Source organism: Streptococcus ovuberis (assembly GCF_012396585.1).
Classification (GTDB): Bacteria; Bacillota; Bacilli; order Lactobacillales; family Streptococcaceae; genus Streptococcus; species Streptococcus ovuberis.
In genome coordinates this window covers 243,676-264,996 of sequence record NZ_JAAXPR010000001.1, presented here as the reverse complement: position 1 = coordinate 264,996, position 21,321 = coordinate 243,676, and the positions used below count along the sequence as shown (strand labels likewise).

The window sequence follows — 21,321 nt, the reverse complement described above, 5'->3', positions numbered from 1 at the left end:
ACCGCATCACGACAGCAGACGGCAAGGTTTATGAGTATGTTCGTGTTCAAGACGGCTCAGCTTCTGAAGAAGGTAAGGTCGTTGAAGGCACAACCAACGTGACTTACGTTTACCGTGAAGTGCCTAAGACACCAGAAGTGAAAAAAGGTAGTGTCACTGTGGAACACATCACAACAACTGGCGAAGTGTTGAGGAAAGAAACACCAGTTAAGACAAACGAGCCAGTAGGTACGCCATACGACACCAAACCAGAAGACAAGATTGTCACTGAAGATGGTCGCACGTTCGTCTACAAGGAAGATAAGAAAGGTTCAGCACCTCGTACAGGAACCGTTACTGAAACACCACAAAAAGTGACTTACGTCTACGAAGAAGTGAAGGGTGATGTTAAGGTTCACTACGTGAATGAATCCGGTGAAACCATCAAGACATCTGTTGTGGATACGCCAGAAAGCTCAACAGGCACAAGCTATAACACCGCAGATGATAACAAACCAAACCGCATCACGACAGCAGACGGCAAGGTTTATGAGTATGTTCGTGTTCAAGACGGCTCAGCTTCTGAAGAAGGTAAGGTCGTTGAAGGCACAACCAACGTGACTTACGTTTACCGTGAAGTGCCTAAAACACCAGAAACACCAACACCAGAAGCACCAAAACCAACTGGTAAAGTGACTGTCGAACACATCACGACAACTGGTGAAGTATTGAAACCAGAAACACCAGTGAAGACAAACGAGCCAACAGGTACACCATACGAGACCAAGCCAGAAGACAAGATTGTCACTGAAGATGGCCGTACGTTTGTCTACAAGGAAGTGAAGGAAAATTCAGCACCTCCTACAGGAACAGTCACTGAAACACCACAAAAAGTCACTTACGTCTACGAAGAGGTTAAGGGTGATGTTAAGGTTCACTACGTGAATGAAGCCGGTGAAACCATCAAGGCATCTGTTGTGGATACGCCAGAAAGCCCAACAGGTACAAGCTATAACACCGCAGATGATAACAAGCCAAACCGCATCACGACAGAAGACGGCAAGGTTTATGAGTATGTTCGTGTTCAAGAAGGCTCAGCTCCTGAAGAAGGTAAGGTCGTTGAAGGCACAACTAACGTGACTTACGTTTACCGTGAAGTGAAACAACCTGTTACACCGACACCTTCGACTCCTAATCGTCCGGGTCAACCAAAACCATCAACTCCACAGGTTCCAGGAACACCACCCCCTTCAGTGCCAACAGAGCCAGGTCAGCCAACGACTCCTCAAGAGCCAAGTCAGCCTACTGTTGAGAGTCAGCCAGTTAAAGCGACAGCACCAGTTAAGGCAGTAGCCCAACTTCCTAAGACAGGCCAGGAAGAGTCTGGATTAGCACTAGTCGGTGCAGGAGTTCTAGCCCTTTTGGGACTTGCAGGTTTGAAACGTCGTAAGGAAGACTAAGCAAGTTAGACTGAGATCTAACGGCTAACAAGCAAACTTTTTCAGCAGAGATGCAATAATTCCTGCAGTGGGATACCCCGCTGCAGGAATTTTGTTTAAAAGGTTTCAAATAGCAAAAAAATAGCGTCTAGTTTTTATGAAATCATTTTAGAGATTGGATTTAGACCTAGCGCCATTATTGCATGCCAGATGCTTCTTAATCGCTAAGTGATTTCTCATGACACTAAAATAGTAGAAATACCTTACAAACGATATCTTACGAGGAGTAAACAGTATGAAAAAGACTGGAAAAGGTTAGAGACAGCTTACGATGCTTCAGGTCACGTTATCGCTGAGCACAAGGACATCCATGACAAGGGCCAAACGGTTAAGGTCAAAGAACAACCAACTGGTCCAACAACTCCATCGCGTGGCTCTCAGTCAGGCGTATCAGGTAAGCGAGTTTTACCAAGTACAGGGACAGAGCGCAACATGCTAGTAGAGATTATGGGCTTGATGATTGGTTTTAGTTGGGTAGCTATCACTTTAAGAAAGACTAGAGATACTAGACGTTAGATCCTTTAAAGCCTAGGTCATAATAAGAAGAGAGGTGAATTTTGAGCTTGAGTCATCAAGTTAGAGATTCACCCTTTTGGGTTACACCGTAAGATAATATGGACCCTATTTGAGTTTTTTTAAGGAAAGAGCTATAATTAAAGCATGAAGATTTTACTGTATTTAGAAGGGGAGAAGCTGATTTCTAAGTCTGGTATTGGCCGGGCGATTAAGCATCAGGAAAAGGCTCTCACTTTAGCGGGGATTGACTATACGACTAATCCCAAGAGCGATTATGATATTGTTCATATTAATACTTATGGCTTTAAAAGCCTTCGACTCTTGCGCCAGGCAAAGAAAAGAGGGAAGAAGGTCATCGTTCATGCCCATTCAACTAAGGAAGATTTTGAAAATTCCTTCAAAGGCTCTAATTTATTGGCGCCGATGGTTAAAAACTATTTGACTTTCTTTTACCAGCAGGCAGATTTCATCATCACACCGACGCCTTACTCGGAAAGTTTGCTGAAAGGTTATGGGATTACACGTCCGATTGCCCCAGTTTCAAATGGGATTGATTTGGCGCGCTATCAGCCAGATCTGGCAAAAGAGAAGGCTTTTCGTCAGTATTTTGACTTGAAAGTCGAGGATAAGGTTGTGATCAGTGCAGGCCTTTATTTTAAGCGTAAGGGGATTATAGATTTTGTCAAGGTGGCTGAGCAAATGCCCGATGTACGCTTTATTTGGTTTGGTCAGATTAACAAACTCCTTATCCCTCAGGATATTGTTGACTTGGTTGAAAAAAAACATCCAGCCAATGTCAGTTTTCCAGGTTATATCAAGGGGCCTGTCTTTGAAGGGGCCATGAGCGGAGCAGATGCTTTTTTCTTCCCATCTTATGAAGAAACAGAAGGAATTGTGGTCTTAGAAGCACTAGCCAGTCGCCAACACGTTCTGGTCAGGGATATTCCTGTCTATGACGGCTGGTTAGAGAGTGATTCTGTTGTTAAGGGGAAGAGCAATCAAGAATTTGTGTCTGCGTTAGACAGTATTTTAGCGGGGAAAATAGATAAAAGAGAGGCTGGTTACAAAGTCGCCGAGAGTCGTTCGATCGAGGCAGTTGCTCAAGAATTGGCCAAAATTTACAAGAAAGTAATGGAATAAGCATGCGGATTGGAATTTTTACAGATACTTATTTTCCACAGGTATCAGGTGTTGCAACCTCAATTAAAACCCTCAAGAAAGAGTTAGAGAAGCTGGGGCATCGTGTTTTTATTTTCACAACAACGGATAAAGATGTCAATCGCTATGAGGATTGGCAGATTATCCGCATCCCTAGTGTGCCTTTTTTTGCCTTCAAGGATCGGCGGATTGCTTATGCAGGCTTTAGCGACGCGGTGAAATTGGCAGAGCGTTACCATTTAGATATCATCCATACCCAGACAGAATTCAGTCTAGGGCTTTTAGGAAAAATGATTGCACGCGAGTTAAAAATCCCTGTAATCCATACCTATCATACGAACTATGAAGACTACGTGCACTATATTGCCAAGGGAAAAGTGATTCGGCCTGGAATGGTCAAGTATATTATTCGGTCTTACTGTAACTATATGGATGGAGTGATTTGTCCCAGCCAGATTGTTGAGGGGATGCTGACAGATTACAAAGTTACTGCCCCTAAGCGAGTGATTCCGACAGGAATTGATTTGGAGAAATTTCGGCGTCCAGAGTTATCCAGACAAGACCTGGCTGATTTAAGAGGAAAATTAGGCATCTCAGAGGACACCTACATGTTGCTGAGCCTTTCACGGGTTTCCTATGAAAAAAATATTCAGGCCTTGATGACGGCCTTGCCAAAGGTCTTAGAACAGGGACTAAAGGTTAAATTGGTGATTGCTGGAGATGGCCCATACTTGACCGAACTGAAACAGTTAGCTAACGCCTTAGATCTGGCGGACGATGTGATTTTTACAGGGATGATTGCGCCCAGCGAAACGGCTCTCTATTACAAGGCTGCTGATTTCTTTGTGTCAGCGTCAACTTCAGAGACTCAAGGTCTGACCTATCTGGAGGCTTTGGCATCAGGAACAGCGGTTATTGCTCATGATAACCCCTATTTAGCCAATGTGATTTCCGATAAGATGTTTGGTACGCTTTATCGCTATGAGAAAGATTTAGCAGAAGCAATCTGTGATGCGATTATAGCGACGCCACCTATGACAAAAGAGGCTCTGGCTAATAAACTCTATGAGATTTCAGCGGAGAACTTTGGCCGTCAAGTAGCAGACTTCTACCTTGAAATGGCATTAGCGCACCATCAGCGTATGGACGCTGGAGAGCTATCACCGATTCCAGTGGTGATGGTACGAAAGGCCACTCAAACAGGTCTTCTTATGGCGCGTAAGGGAGTCTATTTGCCACAACGGATCATTATTAAGTCAACCGTTCGTTCTAGAAGATATTTGAGAGACCTGAGCAGACGCTATCGAGACAAGGGGGGATCAGACTGAGAAGGTGGGTTGCCTTTTGGAAGCTAATCATTTGTCTGGTGTAAATTCTGATGGTTCCCTTCAGCTTGTTAGCAAAAGGCAGTTGCTTCAAAACAGGAGGTGCCCTTCTCCCAAAGCTTTGCATTCGCTGAGAGAGGTTATTGGAAGCGAACAAGGCTTTCTGGTTTGCCGAAAGAAAAGGTATCGTGGCATCAGGGTCTATGTCTTAGAAACCTATTATAAGACTAAGGTCACGCTCAGATATCTTTTTGAGAGCTCTCTGAGTCTACCTGGTTTTATCTAGGCCCTATTATCCTTAATGGCTTTAGGAGACGTTTTTATATCATTTATCAAAAAATGAAGATTCAGCTCTTGAAAAATCAATGTATTTAGGATAAAATAAACAGGAAGACACATGTCTCTAGTAGCTCTTTGAGAGAGTGCTCGGTTGGTGTGAGAGCATAGAGAGCTAGACGGCATACTCCTTCCTTGATTTTATGCAAACATAAAAGGGTGGTTCCCTTATCACCAAACATGAGATTCATGGCTTTTTGCCGTGAATAAATGAAGGTGGAACCACGTTGCGACGTCCTTTTATAGGGCGTCGTTTATTTATTTTAGACGTTAGCTTAAATGCTCACGTCTCTAAAAAAGAATGAAAAAATATAGAAAGGAACTGAAGGGTCAAACTCGTATTCATTCTAACTGAATACGGGCTACGGACGGCGGAAAAAGCTAACTCTCCCTAGAAGCTAGCTTCTGCGGTCGATTTCCTATTTTTCTCTAGTCCGCTTAACGCCCTTGATATCTTATCTTATGATTAACATTACTTTCCCAGATGGTGCGGTGCGTGGATACGCCAAAGGCACCACAACTTATGATATTGCTCACTCTATCAGCCCTGGATTGGCGAAAAAAGCCTTGGCTGGTAAGCACAATGGTGTCTTGATTGACACCGTGCGTCCGATTGAGGAAGATGGCAGTCTTGAAATCGTCACGGCTGACCACGAGGATGCCTTGGACTTGCTCCGCCACTCAGCAGCTCACGTCTTTGCCCAAGCGGCTCGCCGTCTCTTCCCTAACCTGCGTTTGGGGATTGGTCCTGCCATCGAAAATGGCTTCTACTATGACACAGATAATGGTGAGGGGCAGCAAATTTCCAATGAAGATTTGGAAGCTATCGAAAAAGAGATGGCCAAGATTGTCCAAGAAAACCACCCATGTATCCGTGAGGAAATCACCAAAGAAGAAGCACTGGAGCTCTTTGCGGACGACCCATACAAGCTGGAGTTGATCAATGAGCATGCGGACAAGGGCTTGACCGTTTACCGTCAGGGCGAATTTGTCGACCTCTGCCGTGGCCCGCACGTGCCGTCAACAGGTCGTGTACAGGTCTTTAAGCTCCTCAATGTCGCCGGTGCTTACTGGCGGGGCAATTCTGACAATGCCATGATGCAGCGGGTTTACGGGACAGCTTGGTTTGACAAGAAAGACCTAAAGAGCTACCTGCAAATGCGGGAAGAAGCCAAAGAGCGTGACCACCGTAAACTGGGTAAGGAATTAGATCTTTTCATGATTTCCCAAGAAGTGGGTCAAGGTCTGCCGTTTTGGTTGCCAAATGGGGCGACTATCCGTCGTGAGCTGGAGCGCTACATCGTGGATAAGGAATTGGCGTCTGGTTACCAGCACGTTTACACGCCACCGCTTGCCAGCGTTGATCTCTACAAGACCTCAGGTCACTGGGATCATTACCATGAAGACATGTTCCCTGTCATGGACATGGGAGATGGGGAAGAGTTTGTCCTGCGTCCGATGAATTGCCCGCACCACATTCAGGTCTTCAAGCACCATGTGCACTCTTACCGTGAGTTGCCAATCCGTATCGCTGAAATCGGCATGATGCACCGCTACGAGAAATCAGGTGCCCTGTCTGGTCTCCAGCGGGTGCGGGAAATGTCCCTCAACGACGGTCACTTGTTTGTCACCCCAGAGCAGATTCAGGAAGAATTCCAAAAAGCCCTGCAACTCATCATTGATGTCTATGCGGACTTTAACCTGACCGAGTACCGCTTCCGTCTGTCCCTACGTGATCCAGAGGACAAGGAAAAATACTTCGACGACGATCAGATGTGGGACAATGCCCAAGGCATGCTGAAAGCTGCCCTTGATGAAATGGGTGTGGACTACTTTGAAGCCGAAGGCGAAGCAGCCTTCTACGGGCCGAAATTAGACATTCAGGTTAAAACAGCCCTTGGAAACGAGGAAACCCTGTCCACCATTCAGCTGGACTTCCTGTTGCCAGAACGCTTTGACCTCAAGTACATCGGTGCAGATGGCGAAATGCACCGCCCTGTCATGATTCACCGTGGGGTCATTTCAACCATGGAGCGCTTTACCGCTATTCTGATTGAAACCTATAAAGGGGCCTTCCCAACTTGGTTAGCGCCACAACAGGTAACGGTCATCCCGATTTCCAACGACGCCCATGCGGATTACGCTTGGGAAGTGGCAAAAGCCCTCAAAGACCGCGGTGTTCGTGCTGAGGTCGATGAGCGCAATGAGAAGATGCAGTACAAGATTCGTGCGTCACAGACCAGCAAGATTCCTTATCAGCTGATTGTCGGGGATAAGGAGCAGGCAGACCGTGCGGTCAATGTCCGCCGCTACGGCTCTAAAGAAACTGAAACGGTTGCCCTTGACAGCTTTGTGGAGAGCATCTTGGCAGATATCGCGAGAAAGTCGCGTAAGGATTAATGAGAGACTTAAAAACCTGCGATTGCAGGTTTTTAGTTGGTATAATTTGGTAAGGAGGAATTTAATATGGGATTGTTTGACCGTTTTTTCAAAAAATCAGAACCAGATTCAGTTGCTAGAGATTATCAGAATGTAGATCCTTACCTAGCTCAACCACAGTTTTATCAAGACCAAGATGGCAAGACCTTTGGTAGCTTTGCGCTAACGGAAGGGACCCTGACCCTCTTGCCTCATGCGCCTGAGACCAGTTATGCTGTAGATGGTCAGTCCATCAGTGATTACCGCTTAGCCCTGATTAGTACCAGCCGTGACGACCTGATTGGGATTGTCGACTTCCAGGCTGCCCTTCCCTTGTTGAGGGAAATAGCGGTGCAGACAACAGATACCCATCTACTCTTGCCGCCCTTAAGCCTTGAAGAACTTGAACGTATCGTAACAAACGCAACAGCGTAATGTTTGAGTAGCTTGTTTTTGTTTAGTGACGATGGGTTTCCATGACCTCAGCACTGCAAACTGTCTGATTAGACATTACGGATTTTCTGAAAAATCTCGACAAGACTTGTAACAGGTTTGACGTTGCAAGTCTTTTTTGTTCGAGAGAGATGGCCTCCTTTACAGGAGGCTTTGAGAAACGAAGAGGTGATGAGGCTCCTCTCTTCGAACTGGTCAAAGCTTGTTTGAGGGCTTTAGGCTGTAAGCCTAGGAGGGAACTCACAAGTCATATTGAAAGGGAATTGCTCTTATGGTCAATACCCTCCTCAAATCCATTAAGAAAATAGCTCAAAACGAAAAGAGGCTGGGCAAAAAGTCAAATTTCAGCCTTGCTGTTGAAATTTGAACAAAATAAAATGGCTTAGAATCAACCTTTTTTGACGACGTTATTCTAAGCCGTTTACTATTTTTAAGACTTTTTGCCCAGCCTCTTTTAATTAGCTGAGCACCCTTTTTTATCTCAAGGGCATTATTACCGAGTTGGTTGGTAAACGAGTTCGGAGCTGTGCTCTTCCAAGAAATCAACTAGCTCCTCATCAGGAATTTGGCGGAGATAGAGATTGGTGCGGATAGTCTCGTCTTCTTCGCGACAGGTGGAGAGAACAAGGTACTTATCATCAGGGTTGATGGTAATGTTGTTAGCTTTGGTACGAGCTTCCTTGCTAACGTCTGTCAACTGCTGAGCAAAGCTTTCCTTGCTTTCAAAAGAGGTTCGATAAAAACCAGTCGTTTCTGGAACAACGATAAAGAAAGCTGCTTCATAATAATATTTACGTTCAGGGGTCTCAATAACGACATAGCGGTGCTGGTCAAAATAGGCCTGATCTTCGTAAAAATTAACATCGTTGAACATGCGGTGGTCAGGAACGGTACTCCCCCTAGCATGGCCAAAGAGCCATGTTAGGCTATCATCGAACGCCTTGGAGTTCTCGTAGTCCATGAAAACTGTTCCCAGATAAGGGGAGTATTGGCCATCAATCGTGTACTGGAGATAGTGACCATTGTCAGTCCCCTGAACGACAGGTTCGTCAAGCATCGTACCTGGAGCATAGACGTAAGCAATCGTGTCTTTGTTGAGGGCAAGGAGGGGGTCAAAACGTGATTTAAGGTAGGCCTTTTCTTCTTCTGAGACCGTGTAAACCTTTTTCGGAGGTTCAGTCGAAGATGGGGGAGTGCTTGAGACAGTAGTTTGCGTGGTGTTTGGCTTGGTCTCTGTTGGTTTGGTCTGAAAGACCTGTGTCCCGGTCCAAATCAAACCTCCTAATCCAAGTATGACCAGCAGGCCTAACCACCAAGGCATCTGTTGTTTACGGTGCTTATTTGAGCGTTTCATAGGAAGTGTGCAATCTCCTTGGAATAAAGTTTTATTTATTATACCATAATTTTTCAGGATATCTAGCACGATGCTAGAAAATTTTTAATGCCCTAGGACAGCCTAAGGGGAAGTTGTTTAGGCTGATTATTCTCTGATTCAGTGAAACGTATTGATTTTTGGAAAAATCAGCCCAAAAATGGTAGGATAAGAAAAAGGAGGAATTGCTATGACTTATCAATTGCCAAAAGTTTGGTCAGCACAAGATAGCGACCAAGGAAAATTTTCAGGAATCAATCGGCCAACAGCCGGTAGCCGGTTTGAACAGACGTTACCAAGGGGAGAAGCTCCTTTTCAGGTTTATTCACTCGGAACGCCTAATGGGATTAAGGTGGCCATTATGTTAGAAGAGTTACTGGAGTTAGGCTATGATCAGGCTGCTTATGATTTGTATCGGATTAGCATTATGGATGGAGACCAATTCGGCAGTGATTTTGTGGCCATCAACCCAAACTCTAAAATCCCGGCTATGCTGGATCAGTCAGGTGAGCAGCCGATTCGAGTCTTTGAATCATCAGCTATTTTACTTTATTTGGCGGAACGGTTTGAGGCTTTTTTACCAGAAAACCTGGACAAGCGTACTGAAGTGCTCAATTGGCTTTTTTGGCAGACAGGAGCGGCTCCGTTTCTAGGAGGTGGTTTCGGACATTTCTTCCAATATGCCCCAGAGAAATTGGAATATCCGATCAATCGTTTTACCATGGAAGCCAAGCGTCAGCTGGATTTATTGGATAAGGAATTAGCCCAGAAGGCCTACATTACGGGTGAGGACTACACAATCGCTGACATAGCGATCTGGTCTTGGTATGGTCGCTTGGCCCAAGATGCCCTCTATCAAGGCGCTTATGAATTTCTTGACTTAGAGAGCTACAGCCACCTCAAGGCTTGGTCTGAGAAGATTGCGGCGCGACCAGCAGTCCAAAGAGGCGTGGAGGCACAATATAAAGGCATTAAAGAGTAACCAAACAAAGCAAAGAGATTAGCTCTTCTGATTAAGGCTTTATCAGGGGAGCTAATCTCTTGTAGCGTTATTGGCCAAATAATTTTTGCCATAAACTTTTTTTAGTGCTAGTTTGAAGGGGAGGTTCTGTAGCTGGAAAGAGTTCGGGATGTCTCTTGCTCAGGTCAATGTTTTCCTGATTAAGAGCCTGGTCAGTATGCAGGACGATCCCGTAGGGAGAGGAGCTGTCTTCTTCAGCAACAAGGCTAAATGAAAGATGAATGTCATGAGCCAGGCGCATGTAATAGAGCTTTAAACGATCGTCTAACTGATTGGATACTTTCATAGTCAAAGGGCTGACTTGGTCCAAGAGTTTTTCTAAGATAGGCTTAAGGCCTGTTTTAACAGTTGAAAGTCCTGCTTCTTGGTGAGTGATCGCCAGGACCACACGCTCACGGTAGGTTCCTAAAAATAGCTTTTGCTGGTCAGGATGAAGGCGATTTTCGCCACTTGCTTTTTGTAAAATGGTTTGATTAATATCTGTCATCCTATCATTTTACCATAGAATGATAAAATTTTTCCAGGGAGAGACTTACAAAATGAATGGCGAGCAGAGTAAGACAGATTCTTGTCCTGAGAATGTTATGACTTGTTTTCAAGAGTTTTTTCAAATCTTGAGCTTTCACTTGAAGTTCTAGCTATTTTGAGGTATAATGAGTTTGTAAAAAATTTAACTCATAAGGAGAGTACAACATGTCAATTATTACTGACGTTTACGCTCGCGAAGTCCTTGACTCACGCGGTAACCCAACACTTGAAGTAGAAGTATACACTGAATCAGGTGCATTCGGTCGCGGTATGGTACCATCAGGTGCATCTACTGGTGAGCACGAAGCGGTTGAACTTCGCGATGGTGACAAGTCTCGTTACCTTGGTCTTGGTACACAAAAAGCTGTTGACAACGTTAACAACATTATTGCAGAAGCTATCATTGGTTTTGATGTTCGTGACCAACAAGGTATTGACCGTGCAATGATTGAACTTGACGGTACTCCAAATAAAGGAAAATTGGGAGCAAACGCTATTCTTGCAGTGTCTATTGCTGCTGCGCGTGCTGCTGCTGACTACCTTGAAGTGCCACTTTACACTTACCTTGGTGGTTTCAACACTAAAGTATTGCCAACACCAATGATGAACATTGTTAATGGTGGTTCTCACTCAGATGCGCCAATTGCATTCCAAGAGTTCATGATCATGCCAGTTGGTGCACCAACTTTCAAAGAAGCGCTTCGTTGGGGTGCTGAAATCTTCCATACCTTGAAGAAAATCTTGAAAGCACGTGGTTTAGTAACTGCTGTTGGTGATGAAGGTGGTTTCGCTCCTAAGTTTGAAGGAACTGAAGACGGTGTTGAAACAATCCTTGAAGCGATTGAAGCAGCTGGTTATGTCCCAGGTAAAGATGTTTTCATCGCCTTTGACTGTGCTGCATCAGAATTCTACGATAAAGAACGTGGTGTTTATGACTACACTAAATTCGAAGGTGAAGGTGCTGCTGTTCGTACGTCTGAGCAACAAATTGACTTCCTTGAAGAATTGGTTGATAAGTACCCAATTATCTCTATCGAAGATGGTATGGATGAAAATGACTGGGATGGTTGGAAAGCTCTCACAGCTCGTCTTGGCAATAAGGTGCAATTGGTTGGTGATGACTTCTTCGTAACAAACACAGAATACCTTGCACGTGGTATCCAAGAAGGCGCTGCTAACTCAATCCTTATCAAGGTTAACCAAATCGGTACTTTGACAGAAACCTTTGATGCGATTGAAATGGCTAAAGAAGCTGGTTACACTGCTGTGGTATCACACCGTTCAGGTGAAACTGAAGATTCAACTATTGCTGATATCGCTGTTGCTACAAACGCTGGCCAAATCAAGACAGGTTCATTGTCTCGTACAGACCGTATCGCTAAATACAACCAATTGCTTCGTATTGAAGATCAATTGGGCGAAATCGCTGAGTACCGTGGTTTGAAATCATTCTACAACTTGAAAAAATAATCTCTTTATGAGATTAAGGGCTTAGAGCCCTTGATAGAAGCACTTTGGGGCATCATCCCAAGGTGCTTTTTTAGAATTGACTCCTCATTGTCCAAAATATGGTATCGTTTGTTACCAGAGTTTTTACTTGGTTGAATTGTCTGGCTAAGCGATTTGGAATGGGAGTATGATTTTTCCCTTTAGACTGGGGCTTGAAGCTAGTCTGCGGGTAAACGGATGCGAGATTCAATCGCTTCATAATCCGACGAATGTGGCGGCGAGACACTATCATACCTTGCGCTTCTAGGCGTTTCTTAACTTTCCTCGTTCCGTATCTGGACTTTCTTTCATGGAAAATCCGTTTCATCATTTCTTCCAGTTCTGTTTCAGATGTTGGCTCTGTGACTTTGTAGTAATAGCTTGAGCGAGGGATGTTTAAACAGCGACAAATGGCTGAAAAGCTATCTTTATCCTGGTTAGTAGTGATTATTTCCCTTTTTTCGCCATAACACCTGTGCTTGCTTTAGGCTATTGACCTAGATTCTGAGTGCTGTATTTCATTTTCTGAGGTCAGTCAGTTCATGCTATTGATCAGTCAGATTACCAATAGGTTTGAAGGAACCTGTTGTTTAGGTTTGTTTTACCCATTTGTCAAAGGTAGAGAACGTTAAATTATATTCTTTGATCGGGGCGCTTCGTTTCATGCCGGCATAGTGCAGATCCGCGATTTGGTGTTTAAAGTCATCTGTAAAGAGAAGATGAATGTTTCTAGACCTATTGTTCTCCTTTTTCTTTTAGTGTAGAACACTTTATTCTGAGGTCTAGTTTAGTCTAACCGATTCAATGCAAGCATCTGGGAAACTAGGTGCCTTTATTATTGTGAAAATTGACAAACACCCTAAAAATGTGTTACAATGCAAGGCAAAGAAACGAGGTAAATAACATGAGTACAGTAACAATCAGATTAAATCAAGAAGAAAGATTTTTCAAAAGCTATGCTCAATTAACAGGGCAAAGCCTTTCAAGTTCTTTTTAAGAAAGCCCTAGAGCCTGATATTGAAGATGAGTATGGTTTGAAAATCTATAAACAAGCTTATTGAATACAAAGCAGACCCAGAGACAATTAGCCATGCTGATGTTTAGAAAAGCTAGGAGAGATAGGTAATAGGCATGTTGTAGCCTATTTAAAAAGAGAGAAAAGGGGATTGAGACATTAGAAACGTATTGCCTTTTTAAGGGGGAAGCTTATGTTAAAATGGGTCTTTTTTGATATTGGTTCGACCTTGGTGGATGAAGAGGAGGCCTATCAAGACTTTGTAAAACGTTGCATAGAAAGAAGTTCTCAATACGGGATTGAGATTTCAAGCAAGATATTCTATGCCAAAATGCTAGAGATTGCAAAACAAGGCGGCGATCCTATTAATGATGTTTGGAAAATCTTTATGCCAGAGGGCATAAAACGGCCTAAGTGGTCGCATGATTCAGAAAAGTTGTATCCCAATGTTGCGTTGGTTCTGAAACAGTTGCGCGAACGCTACTGTTTAGGGGTTATTGCTAATCAAGGGAAGGGGCTTGAGGATCGGTTAGAGATGTTTGGCATAAGAGCCTCTATTGACCTTATCATTAGTTCGTCAGATGTTGGATTAAAAAAACCAGACCCAGCTATCTTCCAATGCGCTCTAACATTGGCAGGCATACCTGCACAGCAGGCAGTTTATATTGGTGATAGGGTTGATAACGATATGATACCTGCTAAGTGTGTGGGAATGAAGACCATTCGGGTGAGGCAGGGCTTAGGAAAATATGCCCCAGAACAGTCTTCCCTAAAAAGTGATCACCAGATTGATAGGATTACAGATTTACTAACGCTATTGTGAAGGAGGAGGAGCAGTTGAAGATTATTCCATATGATTCAAAGTATGAGAAGTCTTGGTTATACACCAAGGCTCTAAGTCATTTATTTTCGCCCTTTTTTGACGATATGTCCCAGATCAAAGAAAAGATGAATACGGAGATTTACGAAGATCAGTTGGATTTAATAGCAGTTGAAGGCGAGCAAGTTTTGGGTTTACTCTGTATCAGTATTTATAAGCCTGAGTTTAGCCGAAGTTATGCCTATTATCCGTGTGAGAAAGTTGCCTATTTTGAGAATTTAGCGGTTCATCCTGATTACCAAAATCAAGGCATTGCTTCAAAACTTTGGGTTATCGCTGATGAATGGTTAAGGAATCAGCAGGTCCAAGCCTTGGCTATCTTTACTCGGGATGGTGATGCTGCCAATCACCTCTATCAAAAGTGGGGCGGGCAGTTGGTTGCGCAAGACTATCTGGTGGTTGGTAGCCTGAAAGAGCAAGAGGGCTTCGAGTTTGAGGTGTTAAGGGAGGAGAAACGTCTTAAATTTTCAAGACAAGGGCAGGAAATGCCCTATTATCAGCGTGAAGGAATCTATATTGTCTCCCAGCAGGAAAATTTAGACCTTTTCGATATTGAAAAGGTCTACCACGAGAAAACCTATATTAAGATTTATGAGGCTCCTACTCAGGAATAGGAACAGTTACGCCTAGCAAGTTAGTGTAAGAGTGCTTCTCAAGTCTTGCGCCTTTATTATCTATAGGATTTCTGGAAAGATAGTCATACAGCATGTTAGGGGGATTTTAAGAACCTGTATTCATAATAGGAATACTAAGTTAATTAGGCTAGTTTTTGGCCAACTGAGGACAATTTTTGCGGGCATAATGGCCGTACTACCGGAACATCTGATAGTGAGTAAGCTAAAATTCGCCCATTCTAGTCAGTGTTTCTATTGTGAATACAGGTTCTAACTTTTGACTGATCTGTTAAATAAGAAAAACGGAATGGCGTAAAACCATTCCGTTTTTCTTATTTAACAAAGATTCCTTTAACCTTATCGAGAATACCGTCTAGGCCTTCACTATTAGACAGAAGGGCTTTAGCTTGTTCAAAGTATTCACCAAGTGCGTCTTTATTGTCCTCAAGCAATGTTTTAGCTTTGTCAAAATCTCCATCTTTGATGATGGTCTGTAATTGTTCGAAAATTTCTTTAGCCTTATCCATATGATAAATCCTCTTATTTTTTATTTGATAGTGCTATTATAAAAGTTTTTTAATTAAATGTCACGCAAACCGCCTCAGGAACGACGAAATCATGTGATAGCTCAGTGAGCTTACCTGTTTCCGGATTGCGTTCAAAGACAGTCGCATTATCAGAATCCTGATGAACAGCAATCAGGTGTTGGTTATCAGGTGTCAAGTTGAAATCACGAGGATTTTGACCATTGGTAGGAGCATATTCCAAGACTTCAAGGGTACCGTCCTGTAAAATCTTATACACGACGATAGAATTATGCCCACGATTGGAGCCATAAAGGTAGTTGCCGTCTTTTGAAATACGGATGGCTGCAGTGCCGTTGAAGCCTGTATGGGTATTAGGTAAGGTTGAGATGGTTTGAAGGTGTTCGAATTCACCGCGGCCGTCATAAATCAAGACCTCAACAGTGGAATTCAACTCACACATGAGGTAGGCTATTTTTTGTGTTGGATGAAAAACGATATGGCGCGCACCAGCACCTGGAGCGGCTTTGTAGCTGGCTAGCTTGGTTAATTTGCCAGCGTCAGTAACATCGTAAGTGGTGACTTCATCTGTTCCAAGATCGCACGTCACGAGGTACTTGTCAGGTGTCAGGTCAGTGTAGTGAACGTGAGCAGAAGCTTGGTTTTCATGAGGGCCGTTGCCTTCATGTTGGGCCTTGTCAGCCAGTACCAAACTGCCATCTGGCTGACGTTTGTAAACCAGGACTTGGCCCTTGTGGTAGTTGGCACCATAGACCAGACCGCGTTCTTCGTCAACGGCTACGTAACAGAGTGGGGCACCTTCCTCGACAACATGATTGAGCGGTGTAAAGTCAGCATCAAAAGCAGCAATACCACCTTTATCAGCTTCAGCCCCGACAGTGTAGAGCTGTCCATTTTTGGCAAAGGCTAAATAGGTCGGACTTGCTTCTTTAGCGACCAAGCGGAGGTCACTGAGTTGCCCAGTTTCAGTATCGAACTGGGCTTTATAGACACCTTCAGATTGGCGGCGAGTATAGGTTCCAAAATAAACAGTTTCAGTCATAGGGAGCTCCTTTATTCTTTTAGGTAAATTATAGCATAAAATGGGAAGCTTTTCGTCAAAGAAGATGCCTTTTCCAAAAATTTGAGGAATGATGAGGTCTTGAGGGGAAAATGGTCCAGAAAGTGGTACAATAAAGGTAGAAAGAAAGTGAGGTTTGTCTATGAAAGAAGAAAAATATTATAAGCACTCTTGGTTTTACCGCTGGTTTGCGGATAACCAATCTGTGACAGTTCTCTTAGTGTGTTTACTGATTTTTGTCAATCTGTTTATGCTAACAAAAGTGGCTTTTCTCTTTAAGCCAATCGTTGCTCTGGGTTCAACTGTTATGTTACCTGTGATTCTTTCGGGACTTCTTTACTATATGATGAAACCGGCTGTTGATTGGTTAGAAGGACATAAGGTATCTAGAGTTTGGGCAATTTCGTTAGTTTTTGTTTTGGTATCGTTGCTGATTATCTGGGGCTTGGCAGTCTTCATTCCAAATGTTCAGGAGCAAATTGTAGGCTTTTCTAGTAATTTGCCGGATTATTTTCGTCAGATAGAAGGTTTGGTGGAGGACTTGATTAAGGATGATCGGTTCGCTCAATTCAGGCCTCAAATCAATGAATTTTTGGACTCTCTGACTTATCAGATTACAGATATTGCTCGGAATTTCTCAAGTAGTGCAGTCAATTGGGTGGGGAACTTAGTTTCAACCGCTTCTCAAATTGTGGTTGCAGTGATCATCATGCCCTTCATTCTTTTTTACCTCTTGCGTGACGGCGATCAGATGAATCAGGCCATTACCCAGTACTTACCCACCAAGTGGCGCTTACCGGTTGGCAATATCCTTCACGAAGTCAATGCCCAACTTGCTAATTATGTGAGAGGTCAGCTGACAGTAGCGACCATTGTGGCCATTATTTTTGCTATTCTGTTTTCCATTGTAGGACTAGAATACGCTTTGACCTTGGCCGTTTTAGCGGGTGTCCTCAACTTAGTTCCGTATCTTGGAAGTTTTTTAGCCATGATTCCAGCCTTACTAGTGGCTTTGATAGCTGGACCGAGTATGTTTGTGAAAGTTGTGATTGTCTTTATTGTTGAGCAGACCATTGAAGGTCGGTTTGTGACACCACTGATCATTGGCTCGTCCTTGAAAATTCATCCCATTACGATCTTGTTTGTTCTCTTGACAGCAGGTCGGATTTTTGGGGTTTGGGGCGTTCTCTTAGGGATTCCTGTTTATGCCTCCGTCAAGGTTGTTGTAGGGGCCATCTTCAAGTGGTACAAGTCCTATAGTGGCCTCTATGCAGAAGAAGGAGAGAAGGTTGAAAATGTCTAAAAGTCAAGCGATGATAGAGGCCCTAGCGCGTCAGGATTTGGATAGGGCTGATGGTTATTTTAAAGAAGCCTTGAGTGAGGATTCCCCCGATACTTTGCTGGACTTAGGAGAGTATTTAGAAGGTATTGGTTTTTTTCCTCAGGCTAGGCAAATTTATGAAAAACTTCTACCACAATTTCCAGAATTGGGGCTCAATCTGGCTGGTATTGCCATAGAAGACGGGCAGACAGAGGAAGCTTTTGCTTATTTGGACGCTTTTGATGCGACGAGTCCCTTTTATGTAGAGGCCTTGGTGGCCAAGGCAGATTTTTACCAGTTGGAGGGGCTGGCTGATGTGGCTAAGGAGAAGCTATTAGAAGCGACTCAGCTCTCTGGTGAACCCTTGCTTCTTTTTGGGCTGGCAGAGCTGGAATTGGAGTTAGAAGATTATTGGTCAGCTATTGAGCATTATGCGTCCTTGGATAATCGGGAGATTTATGATCAGACCGGTATCTCAACCTACCAGCGGATCGGTTACGCCTATGCCCATCTCGGTAAATTTGAAGCGGCGATTGAATTTCTAGAAAAAGCTATCGAGTTGGAATACGATGACCAGACGTTATTTGAATTGGCTGCTCTGCTATTTGACCAAGAGGAGTACCAGAGAGCCAATCTGTATTTCAAACAGTTAGAGAGTCTCAATCCTGATTTTCAAGGGCATGAGTCTCTCTATGCTCAATCGCTTCACGCAGAGCACCAGACTAAGGAGGCTTTGGAGCTGTTGGAGCGTTACCTCAGTGATCATCCGATGGCCGTTTCAGCCTTGCTTTTAGCCTCTCAGTATGCCTATGAATTGAAGGATAGCCAGCAGGCAGAAGCGCATCTTTTGGTCGCTAAGGAATGGGCTGAGGATCTGGAAGAAATTGACTTGCGGTTGTCTTCGCTTTATTTAGAGCAAGAGAGATACGAAGAACTGTTGGCCTTAGAGCGGGAAGACTTGGATCATGTGTTGACCCGTTGGCAGATAGCCAAGGCCTACAAGGCGCTAGAGTCTGATCAGGCACTAGAGAAGTATGGGGATTTGTTCCCAGACCTGAGAGATAATCCGGACTTTCTTAAAGACTATGGCTACCTGCTACGCGAATACGGCCAATTAACAGAAGCAAAGACAGTTTTAGGGCAGTACTTGCTCCTAGTACCAGATGATTTGGAAGTGGCAGAGGATTGCTACGGTTAATCAACTGGCTTAAGCATCAGTCAGGTAGCGTTGGTTCTTTCTAAGGTAAGCAGAAAGTCATCTTTGAGCTAGAATTTAAGTCTTGCCCTCATTTTTACCCAATTGACATAAACGATAGTTGTAAATACAGACAAAGCCCTTGCTAGGACGTTGTTCCTGGCAAGGGCTTTGTCTCTGTTTCTTGTTGTAAAAACGCTGCTAAAACAAGTACGGTTATTTGTTGATCCGTTTTTGCATCCAGATAATATCATGCCATCGATTGAATTTGAAACCGACTTCTTTGAAATGGGCGACTTCTCGGAAACCTTGTTTTTCATGGAAATGGATGCTGGCTTCATTAGGAAGGGAGATACAGGCAAGCAAATTGACGATGTTTTGCTGATGAAGCGCTTCTTCTAAAGTTTGGTAGAGGGCTTGCCCGATCCCTTTTTGCCTAGCCTTTGGATGGATATAGATGGAGAGTTCTACAGTCCAATCGTAGGCGGCGCGTTCCTTGTAGGGAGAAGCGTAGGCATAGCCTAACACATGCCCATTTTCTTCAAAAACCAGGTAGGGAAACCGTTCTTGAATGTTACGAATCCTTTCCGAGAAGTTTTCTACAGTCGGTACTTCGTATTCGAAAGTGATGGCTGTCTTTTTGATATAGTGAGCATAAATGTCAAGGAGAGCTTTAGTATCTGTTGGGCTGGCAGGTCGGATTGTCATTTTGGTTCTCCTTGGAGTTTCATAGCTTTAATTTTGGCTTCATCAGGAGTCACTCGCAAGGTCTTTTGACCGGTATAAGTCACAAAACCTGGTTTTCCGCCAGTTGGCTTATGGAGCTTTTTAGCTTCGATCATGTCAACTTGGACTAGGTTGGAATAGCGTCCTTTAGAAAAGTAGGCAGCCAGCTCTGCAGCGTCTGTCTTGACTTCGTCAGAAGGATCCAAGTTTCCCGTGAGGATAACATGGCTACCTGGGATATCTTTAGCATGGAACCAGAGCTCTCCTTTTTTAGCGATCTTGAAGCTCAACTCGTCGTTTTGGAGGTTGTTTTTACCAACGAGAATAATGGTCTGACCATCTGTTGCCAGGTAGCGCTCAGGCTTTTGACGTTTTTGATGCTTTTCTCGGTTGCGACGACGGATAAAGCCTGTTTCGATCAACTCTTCTCGAATATCAGCAATTTCAGAGAGATTGGCTTGGGCGAGCAAGGTTTGCACGCTTTCTAGATAGGCAATGGTTTCCTTGGTTGCTTGGATCAGGCTGGTCAGGTGTTTGACAGCCTCTTTTAACTTAGCGTATTTTTTAAAATAGCGTTGGGCATTTTGACTAGGGCTCAGAGCCTTATCTAAAGCGATAATCAGGGCTTCTCCAGTGTAGTAGTTGTCCAATTTGACCTGGTCTTGGTCATTTGGAACCTGGTGGAGATAGGTGGTCAAAAGCTCCCCTTTTTGGCGAAATTCTTCAGCATTTTCGGTGGCCAATAGCTCAGCTTCTTGTTTGATCAGTTTGTTACGATTTTTTTCGAGCTCATTGTCAACGTGACGAATCAATTCACTGGCCTGCTGTTTCACCCGGTCACGTTCAGCCTTATCTTGATAAAAGGTATCTAAGGCTTCAGAGAGGGTCTCAAAGGTCTGCTGACTATTTTCGAAAAGGACAGGGGCGAAGGACTTTTCTGTGAGATTGGCAGCGGTGGTCTGGGCAAAGAAGTCTCGGAAATTGTTCAGACGATTGCTCGTGAGAGTTTGACTTAGGCTTTCTGCGCTGTCACGGCCTAGGCCTTGGAAGACCTGCTGAAGGTTTTTAGGGGAGAGTTCTTGCGTTGAGAGGATTTCAAACAGTTTATCATCCGGAATGGTAAATGGATTGTGAGCGTCTGTCTGAGGAGGAAGAACATAGGTGGAGCCAGGCAGGATGGTCCGATAGGAATTTTGGGAAAAGCCAACATGTTTGATGGCTTCGATAATTTTCTGGCTGCTCTTATCAACTAGTAAGATATTGGAGTGCTTGCCCATTATTTCAATGATAAGAGTGGCTTGGATATGGTCGCCAATCTCGTTTTTGTTAGAAACAGCAATTTCTAAAATCCGGTCATTGCCCACCTGGTCAATGGCTTCGATGACAGCACCCTGTAGGTATTTGCGCATGAGCATGGTGAAGGTGTTGGGGATTGGGGGATTGGTAAAATGGGTTTCTGTCAGTTGGATTCGTGCAAAAACTGGATGGGCAGATAGTAACAGTTTTTGGCTTTGGCGATGATTACGGATAGACAATACCAACTCGTGGTCAAAGGGTTGGTTAATTTTTTGAATTCGGCCACCTAAAAGATTGGTCTGCAATTCACGAGTCAAGTGATGCAAGAAAAAACCATCAAAAGACATAAGAGTTCTCCTTTCGGGAAGGTTTAGCCAGTCACAAGCAGTAAGATTGCTGGCTATACTGAGCTTTTGGCATGCTCCTCATTATAGCATAAAATAAGGAAGAAGGCCGATTGTGAGGTTGAATAGAATTTCTTTTGGTGTATTAATCTGATGAATTTTAGGTCTTTTAGGCTTTTTTTGAAAATAATCCAAAAAAGTGTTGACAAATCATCTGATGAATATTAAAATA

Annotated in this window: 18 protein-coding genes and 2 pseudogenes; 13 read left to right on the top strand and 7 right to left on the bottom strand. The window is 43.8% G+C overall.

What is annotated here, in order from left to right; all coding sequences use genetic code 11:
• The 6 genes from HF992_RS01105 to HF992_RS01080 all read left to right on the top strand — a co-directional run.
• Nucleotides 1-1,439, top strand: a 1,439-nt coding sequence (locus HF992_RS01105) for a MucBP domain-containing protein (protein WP_168548227.1), incomplete at its 5' end; no start/stop codon positions are given.
• Between the two features lie 207 nt (nt 1,440-1,646).
• Nucleotides 1,647-1,994, top strand: coding sequence for a hypothetical protein (locus HF992_RS01100; RefSeq protein ID WP_168548226.1), 348 nt, complete (start codon nt 1,647-1,649; stop codon nt 1,992-1,994).
• A gap of 144 nt (nt 1,995-2,138) precedes the next feature.
• Complete coding sequence (locus HF992_RS01095; protein ID WP_168548225.1) at nt 2,139-3,134, top strand: LTA glycolipid anchor biosynthesis glycosyltransferase, IagA/BgsA family; 996 nt, start codon at nt 2,139-2,141, stop codon at nt 3,132-3,134.
• Between the two features lie 2 nt (nt 3,135-3,136).
• The gene (locus HF992_RS01090; RefSeq protein ID WP_168548224.1) at nt 3,137-4,480 is read left to right on the top strand and encodes a glycosyltransferase; all 1,344 of its coding nucleotides are present in this window, start codon (nt 3,137-3,139) and stop codon (nt 4,478-4,480) included.
• A gap of 795 nt (nt 4,481-5,275) precedes the next feature.
• The gene (gene thrS / locus HF992_RS01085) at nt 5,276-7,213 is read left to right on the top strand and encodes a threonine--tRNA ligase (RefSeq protein WP_168548223.1); all 1,938 of its coding nucleotides are present in this window, start codon (nt 5,276-5,278) and stop codon (nt 7,211-7,213) included.
• Between the two features lie 66 nt (nt 7,214-7,279).
• Entirely contained in the window at nt 7,280-7,666 is a 387-nt protein-coding gene (locus HF992_RS01080) for a DUF4299 family protein (protein WP_168548222.1), read from the top strand.
• 511 nt (nt 7,667-8,177) lie between these two features.
• Here HF992_RS01080 and srtB read toward each other — a convergent pair.
• On the bottom strand, nt 8,178-9,038 hold the full coding sequence (srtB, locus tag HF992_RS01075) for a class B sortase, LPKTxAVK-specific (RefSeq protein ID WP_168548221.1): 861 nt from the start codon (nt 9,036-9,038) through the stop codon (nt 8,178-8,180).
• Nucleotides 9,039-9,246: 208 nt separating this feature from the next.
• On the opposite strand from srtB, the gene yghU reads away from it, so the two are divergent.
• Nucleotides 9,247-10,038: a glutathione-dependent disulfide-bond oxidoreductase gene (gene yghU, locus HF992_RS01070; protein WP_168548220.1), complete on the top strand. Its 792-nt coding sequence runs from the start codon at nt 9,247-9,249 to the stop codon at nt 10,036-10,038.
• A 67-nt stretch (nt 10,039-10,105) separates the two neighbouring features.
• Here the strand turns inward: yghU and HF992_RS01065 are convergent, their stop codons facing one another.
• On the bottom strand, nt 10,106-10,564 hold the full coding sequence (locus tag HF992_RS01065) for a DUF1694 domain-containing protein (protein WP_168548219.1): 459 nt from the start codon (nt 10,562-10,564) through the stop codon (nt 10,106-10,108).
• A gap of 206 nt (nt 10,565-10,770) precedes the next feature.
• Between HF992_RS01065 and eno the strand changes: the two genes are divergently transcribed.
• Nucleotides 10,771-12,075, top strand: coding sequence for a surface-displayed alpha-enolase (gene eno, locus HF992_RS01060; RefSeq protein WP_168548218.1), 1,305 nt, complete (start codon nt 10,771-10,773; stop codon nt 12,073-12,075).
• 115 nt (nt 12,076-12,190) lie between these two features.
• On the opposite strand, the pseudogene HF992_RS11855 reads toward eno, so the two are convergent.
• Nucleotides 12,191-12,818 (bottom strand): annotated as a pseudogene (locus tag HF992_RS11855) (IS3 family transposase); the annotation flags it as partial.
• A gap of 179 nt (nt 12,819-12,997) precedes the next feature.
• Between HF992_RS11855 and relB the strand changes: the two are divergent.
• From relB to HF992_RS01040, 3 genes and pseudogenes are all read left to right on the top strand, one after another.
• Nucleotides 12,998-13,197 (top strand): annotated as a pseudogene (relB, locus tag HF992_RS01050) (type II toxin-antitoxin system RelB family antitoxin).
• 104 nt (nt 13,198-13,301) lie between these two features.
• Nucleotides 13,302-13,931 (top strand): HAD family hydrolase, encoded by a 630-nt coding sequence (locus tag HF992_RS01045; RefSeq protein ID WP_168548216.1) that lies wholly within the window; start codon nt 13,302-13,304, stop codon nt 13,929-13,931.
• A gap of 14 nt (nt 13,932-13,945) precedes the next feature.
• Entirely contained in the window at nt 13,946-14,602 is a 657-nt protein-coding gene (locus tag HF992_RS01040; RefSeq protein ID WP_168548215.1) for a GNAT family N-acetyltransferase, read from the top strand.
• 332 nt (nt 14,603-14,934) lie between these two features.
• Here the strand turns inward: HF992_RS01040 and HF992_RS01035 are convergent, their stop codons facing one another.
• Nucleotides 14,935-15,129: a hypothetical protein gene (locus HF992_RS01035; RefSeq protein WP_168548214.1), complete on the bottom strand. Its 195-nt coding sequence runs from the start codon at nt 15,127-15,129 to the stop codon at nt 14,935-14,937.
• 49 nt (nt 15,130-15,178) lie between these two features.
• Nucleotides 15,179-16,189, bottom strand: coding sequence for a lactonase family protein (locus HF992_RS01030; protein WP_168548213.1), 1,011 nt, complete (start codon nt 16,187-16,189; stop codon nt 15,179-15,181).
• A gap of 160 nt (nt 16,190-16,349) precedes the next feature.
• Between HF992_RS01030 and HF992_RS01025 the strand changes: the two genes are divergently transcribed.
• Nucleotides 16,350-17,510: an AI-2E family transporter gene (locus HF992_RS01025; RefSeq protein ID WP_168548212.1), complete on the top strand. Its 1,161-nt coding sequence runs from the start codon at nt 16,350-16,352 to the stop codon at nt 17,508-17,510.
• Nucleotides 17,503-18,726 (top strand): tetratricopeptide repeat protein, encoded by a 1,224-nt coding sequence (locus tag HF992_RS01020; protein ID WP_168548211.1) that lies wholly within the window; start codon nt 17,503-17,505, stop codon nt 18,724-18,726. The genes HF992_RS01025 and HF992_RS01020 overlap by 8 nt, the downstream gene beginning before the upstream one ends.
• Before the next feature lie 213 nt (nt 18,727-18,939).
• On the opposite strand, the gene HF992_RS01015 is transcribed toward HF992_RS01020, so the two are convergent.
• Nucleotides 18,940-19,431, bottom strand: coding sequence for a GNAT family N-acetyltransferase (locus HF992_RS01015; RefSeq protein ID WP_168548210.1), 492 nt, complete (start codon nt 19,429-19,431; stop codon nt 18,940-18,942).
• Nucleotides 19,428-21,092 (bottom strand): Rqc2 family fibronectin-binding protein, encoded by a 1,665-nt coding sequence (locus HF992_RS01010; RefSeq protein ID WP_168548209.1) that lies wholly within the window; start codon nt 21,090-21,092, stop codon nt 19,428-19,430. Before HF992_RS01010 ends, HF992_RS01015 begins: the two co-directional genes overlap by 4 nt.
• Nucleotides 21,093-21,321: the final 229 nt, after the last annotated feature.

Excerpts from the sequence above, each read along its gene's own strand:
- HF992_RS01035 (WP_168548214.1), bottom strand. The coding sequence starts at position 15,129 with ATGGATAAGGCTAAAGAAATTTTCGAACAATTACAGACCATCATCAAA.
- HF992_RS01095 (WP_168548225.1), top strand. The coding sequence starts at position 2,139 with ATGAAGATTTTACTGTATTTAGAAGGGGAGAAGCTGATTTCTAAGTCT.
- eno (WP_168548218.1), top strand. The coding sequence starts at position 10,771 with ATGTCAATTATTACTGACGTTTACGCTCGCGAAGTCCTTGACTCACGC.
- HF992_RS01020 (WP_168548211.1), top strand. The coding sequence starts at position 17,503 with ATGTCTAAAAGTCAAGCGATGATAGAGGCCCTAGCGCGTCAGGATTTG.
- srtB (WP_168548221.1), bottom strand. The coding sequence starts at position 9,038 with ATGAAACGCTCAAATAAGCACCGTAAACAACAGATGCCTTGGTGGTTA.
- yghU (WP_168548220.1), top strand. The coding sequence starts at position 9,247 with ATGACTTATCAATTGCCAAAAGTTTGGTCAGCACAAGATAGCGACCAA.
- thrS (WP_168548223.1), top strand. The coding sequence starts at position 5,276 with ATGATTAACATTACTTTCCCAGATGGTGCGGTGCGTGGATACGCCAAA.
- HF992_RS01045 (WP_168548216.1), top strand. The coding sequence starts at position 13,302 with ATGTTAAAATGGGTCTTTTTTGATATTGGTTCGACCTTGGTGGATGAA.
- HF992_RS01090 (WP_168548224.1), top strand. The coding sequence starts at position 3,137 with ATGCGGATTGGAATTTTTACAGATACTTATTTTCCACAGGTATCAGGT.
- HF992_RS01015 (WP_168548210.1), bottom strand. The coding sequence starts at position 19,431 with ATGACAATCCGACCTGCCAGCCCAACAGATACTAAAGCTCTCCTTGAC.
- HF992_RS01030 (WP_168548213.1), bottom strand. The coding sequence starts at position 16,189 with ATGACTGAAACTGTTTATTTTGGAACCTATACTCGCCGCCAATCTGAA.
- HF992_RS01080 (WP_168548222.1), top strand. The coding sequence starts at position 7,280 with ATGGGATTGTTTGACCGTTTTTTCAAAAAATCAGAACCAGATTCAGTT.
- HF992_RS01065 (WP_168548219.1), bottom strand. The coding sequence starts at position 10,564 with ATGACAGATATTAATCAAACCATTTTACAAAAAGCAAGTGGCGAAAAT.
- HF992_RS01010 (WP_168548209.1), bottom strand. The coding sequence starts at position 21,092 with ATGTCTTTTGATGGTTTTTTCTTGCATCACTTGACTCGTGAATTGCAG.
- HF992_RS01025 (WP_168548212.1), top strand. The coding sequence starts at position 16,350 with ATGAAAGAAGAAAAATATTATAAGCACTCTTGGTTTTACCGCTGGTTT.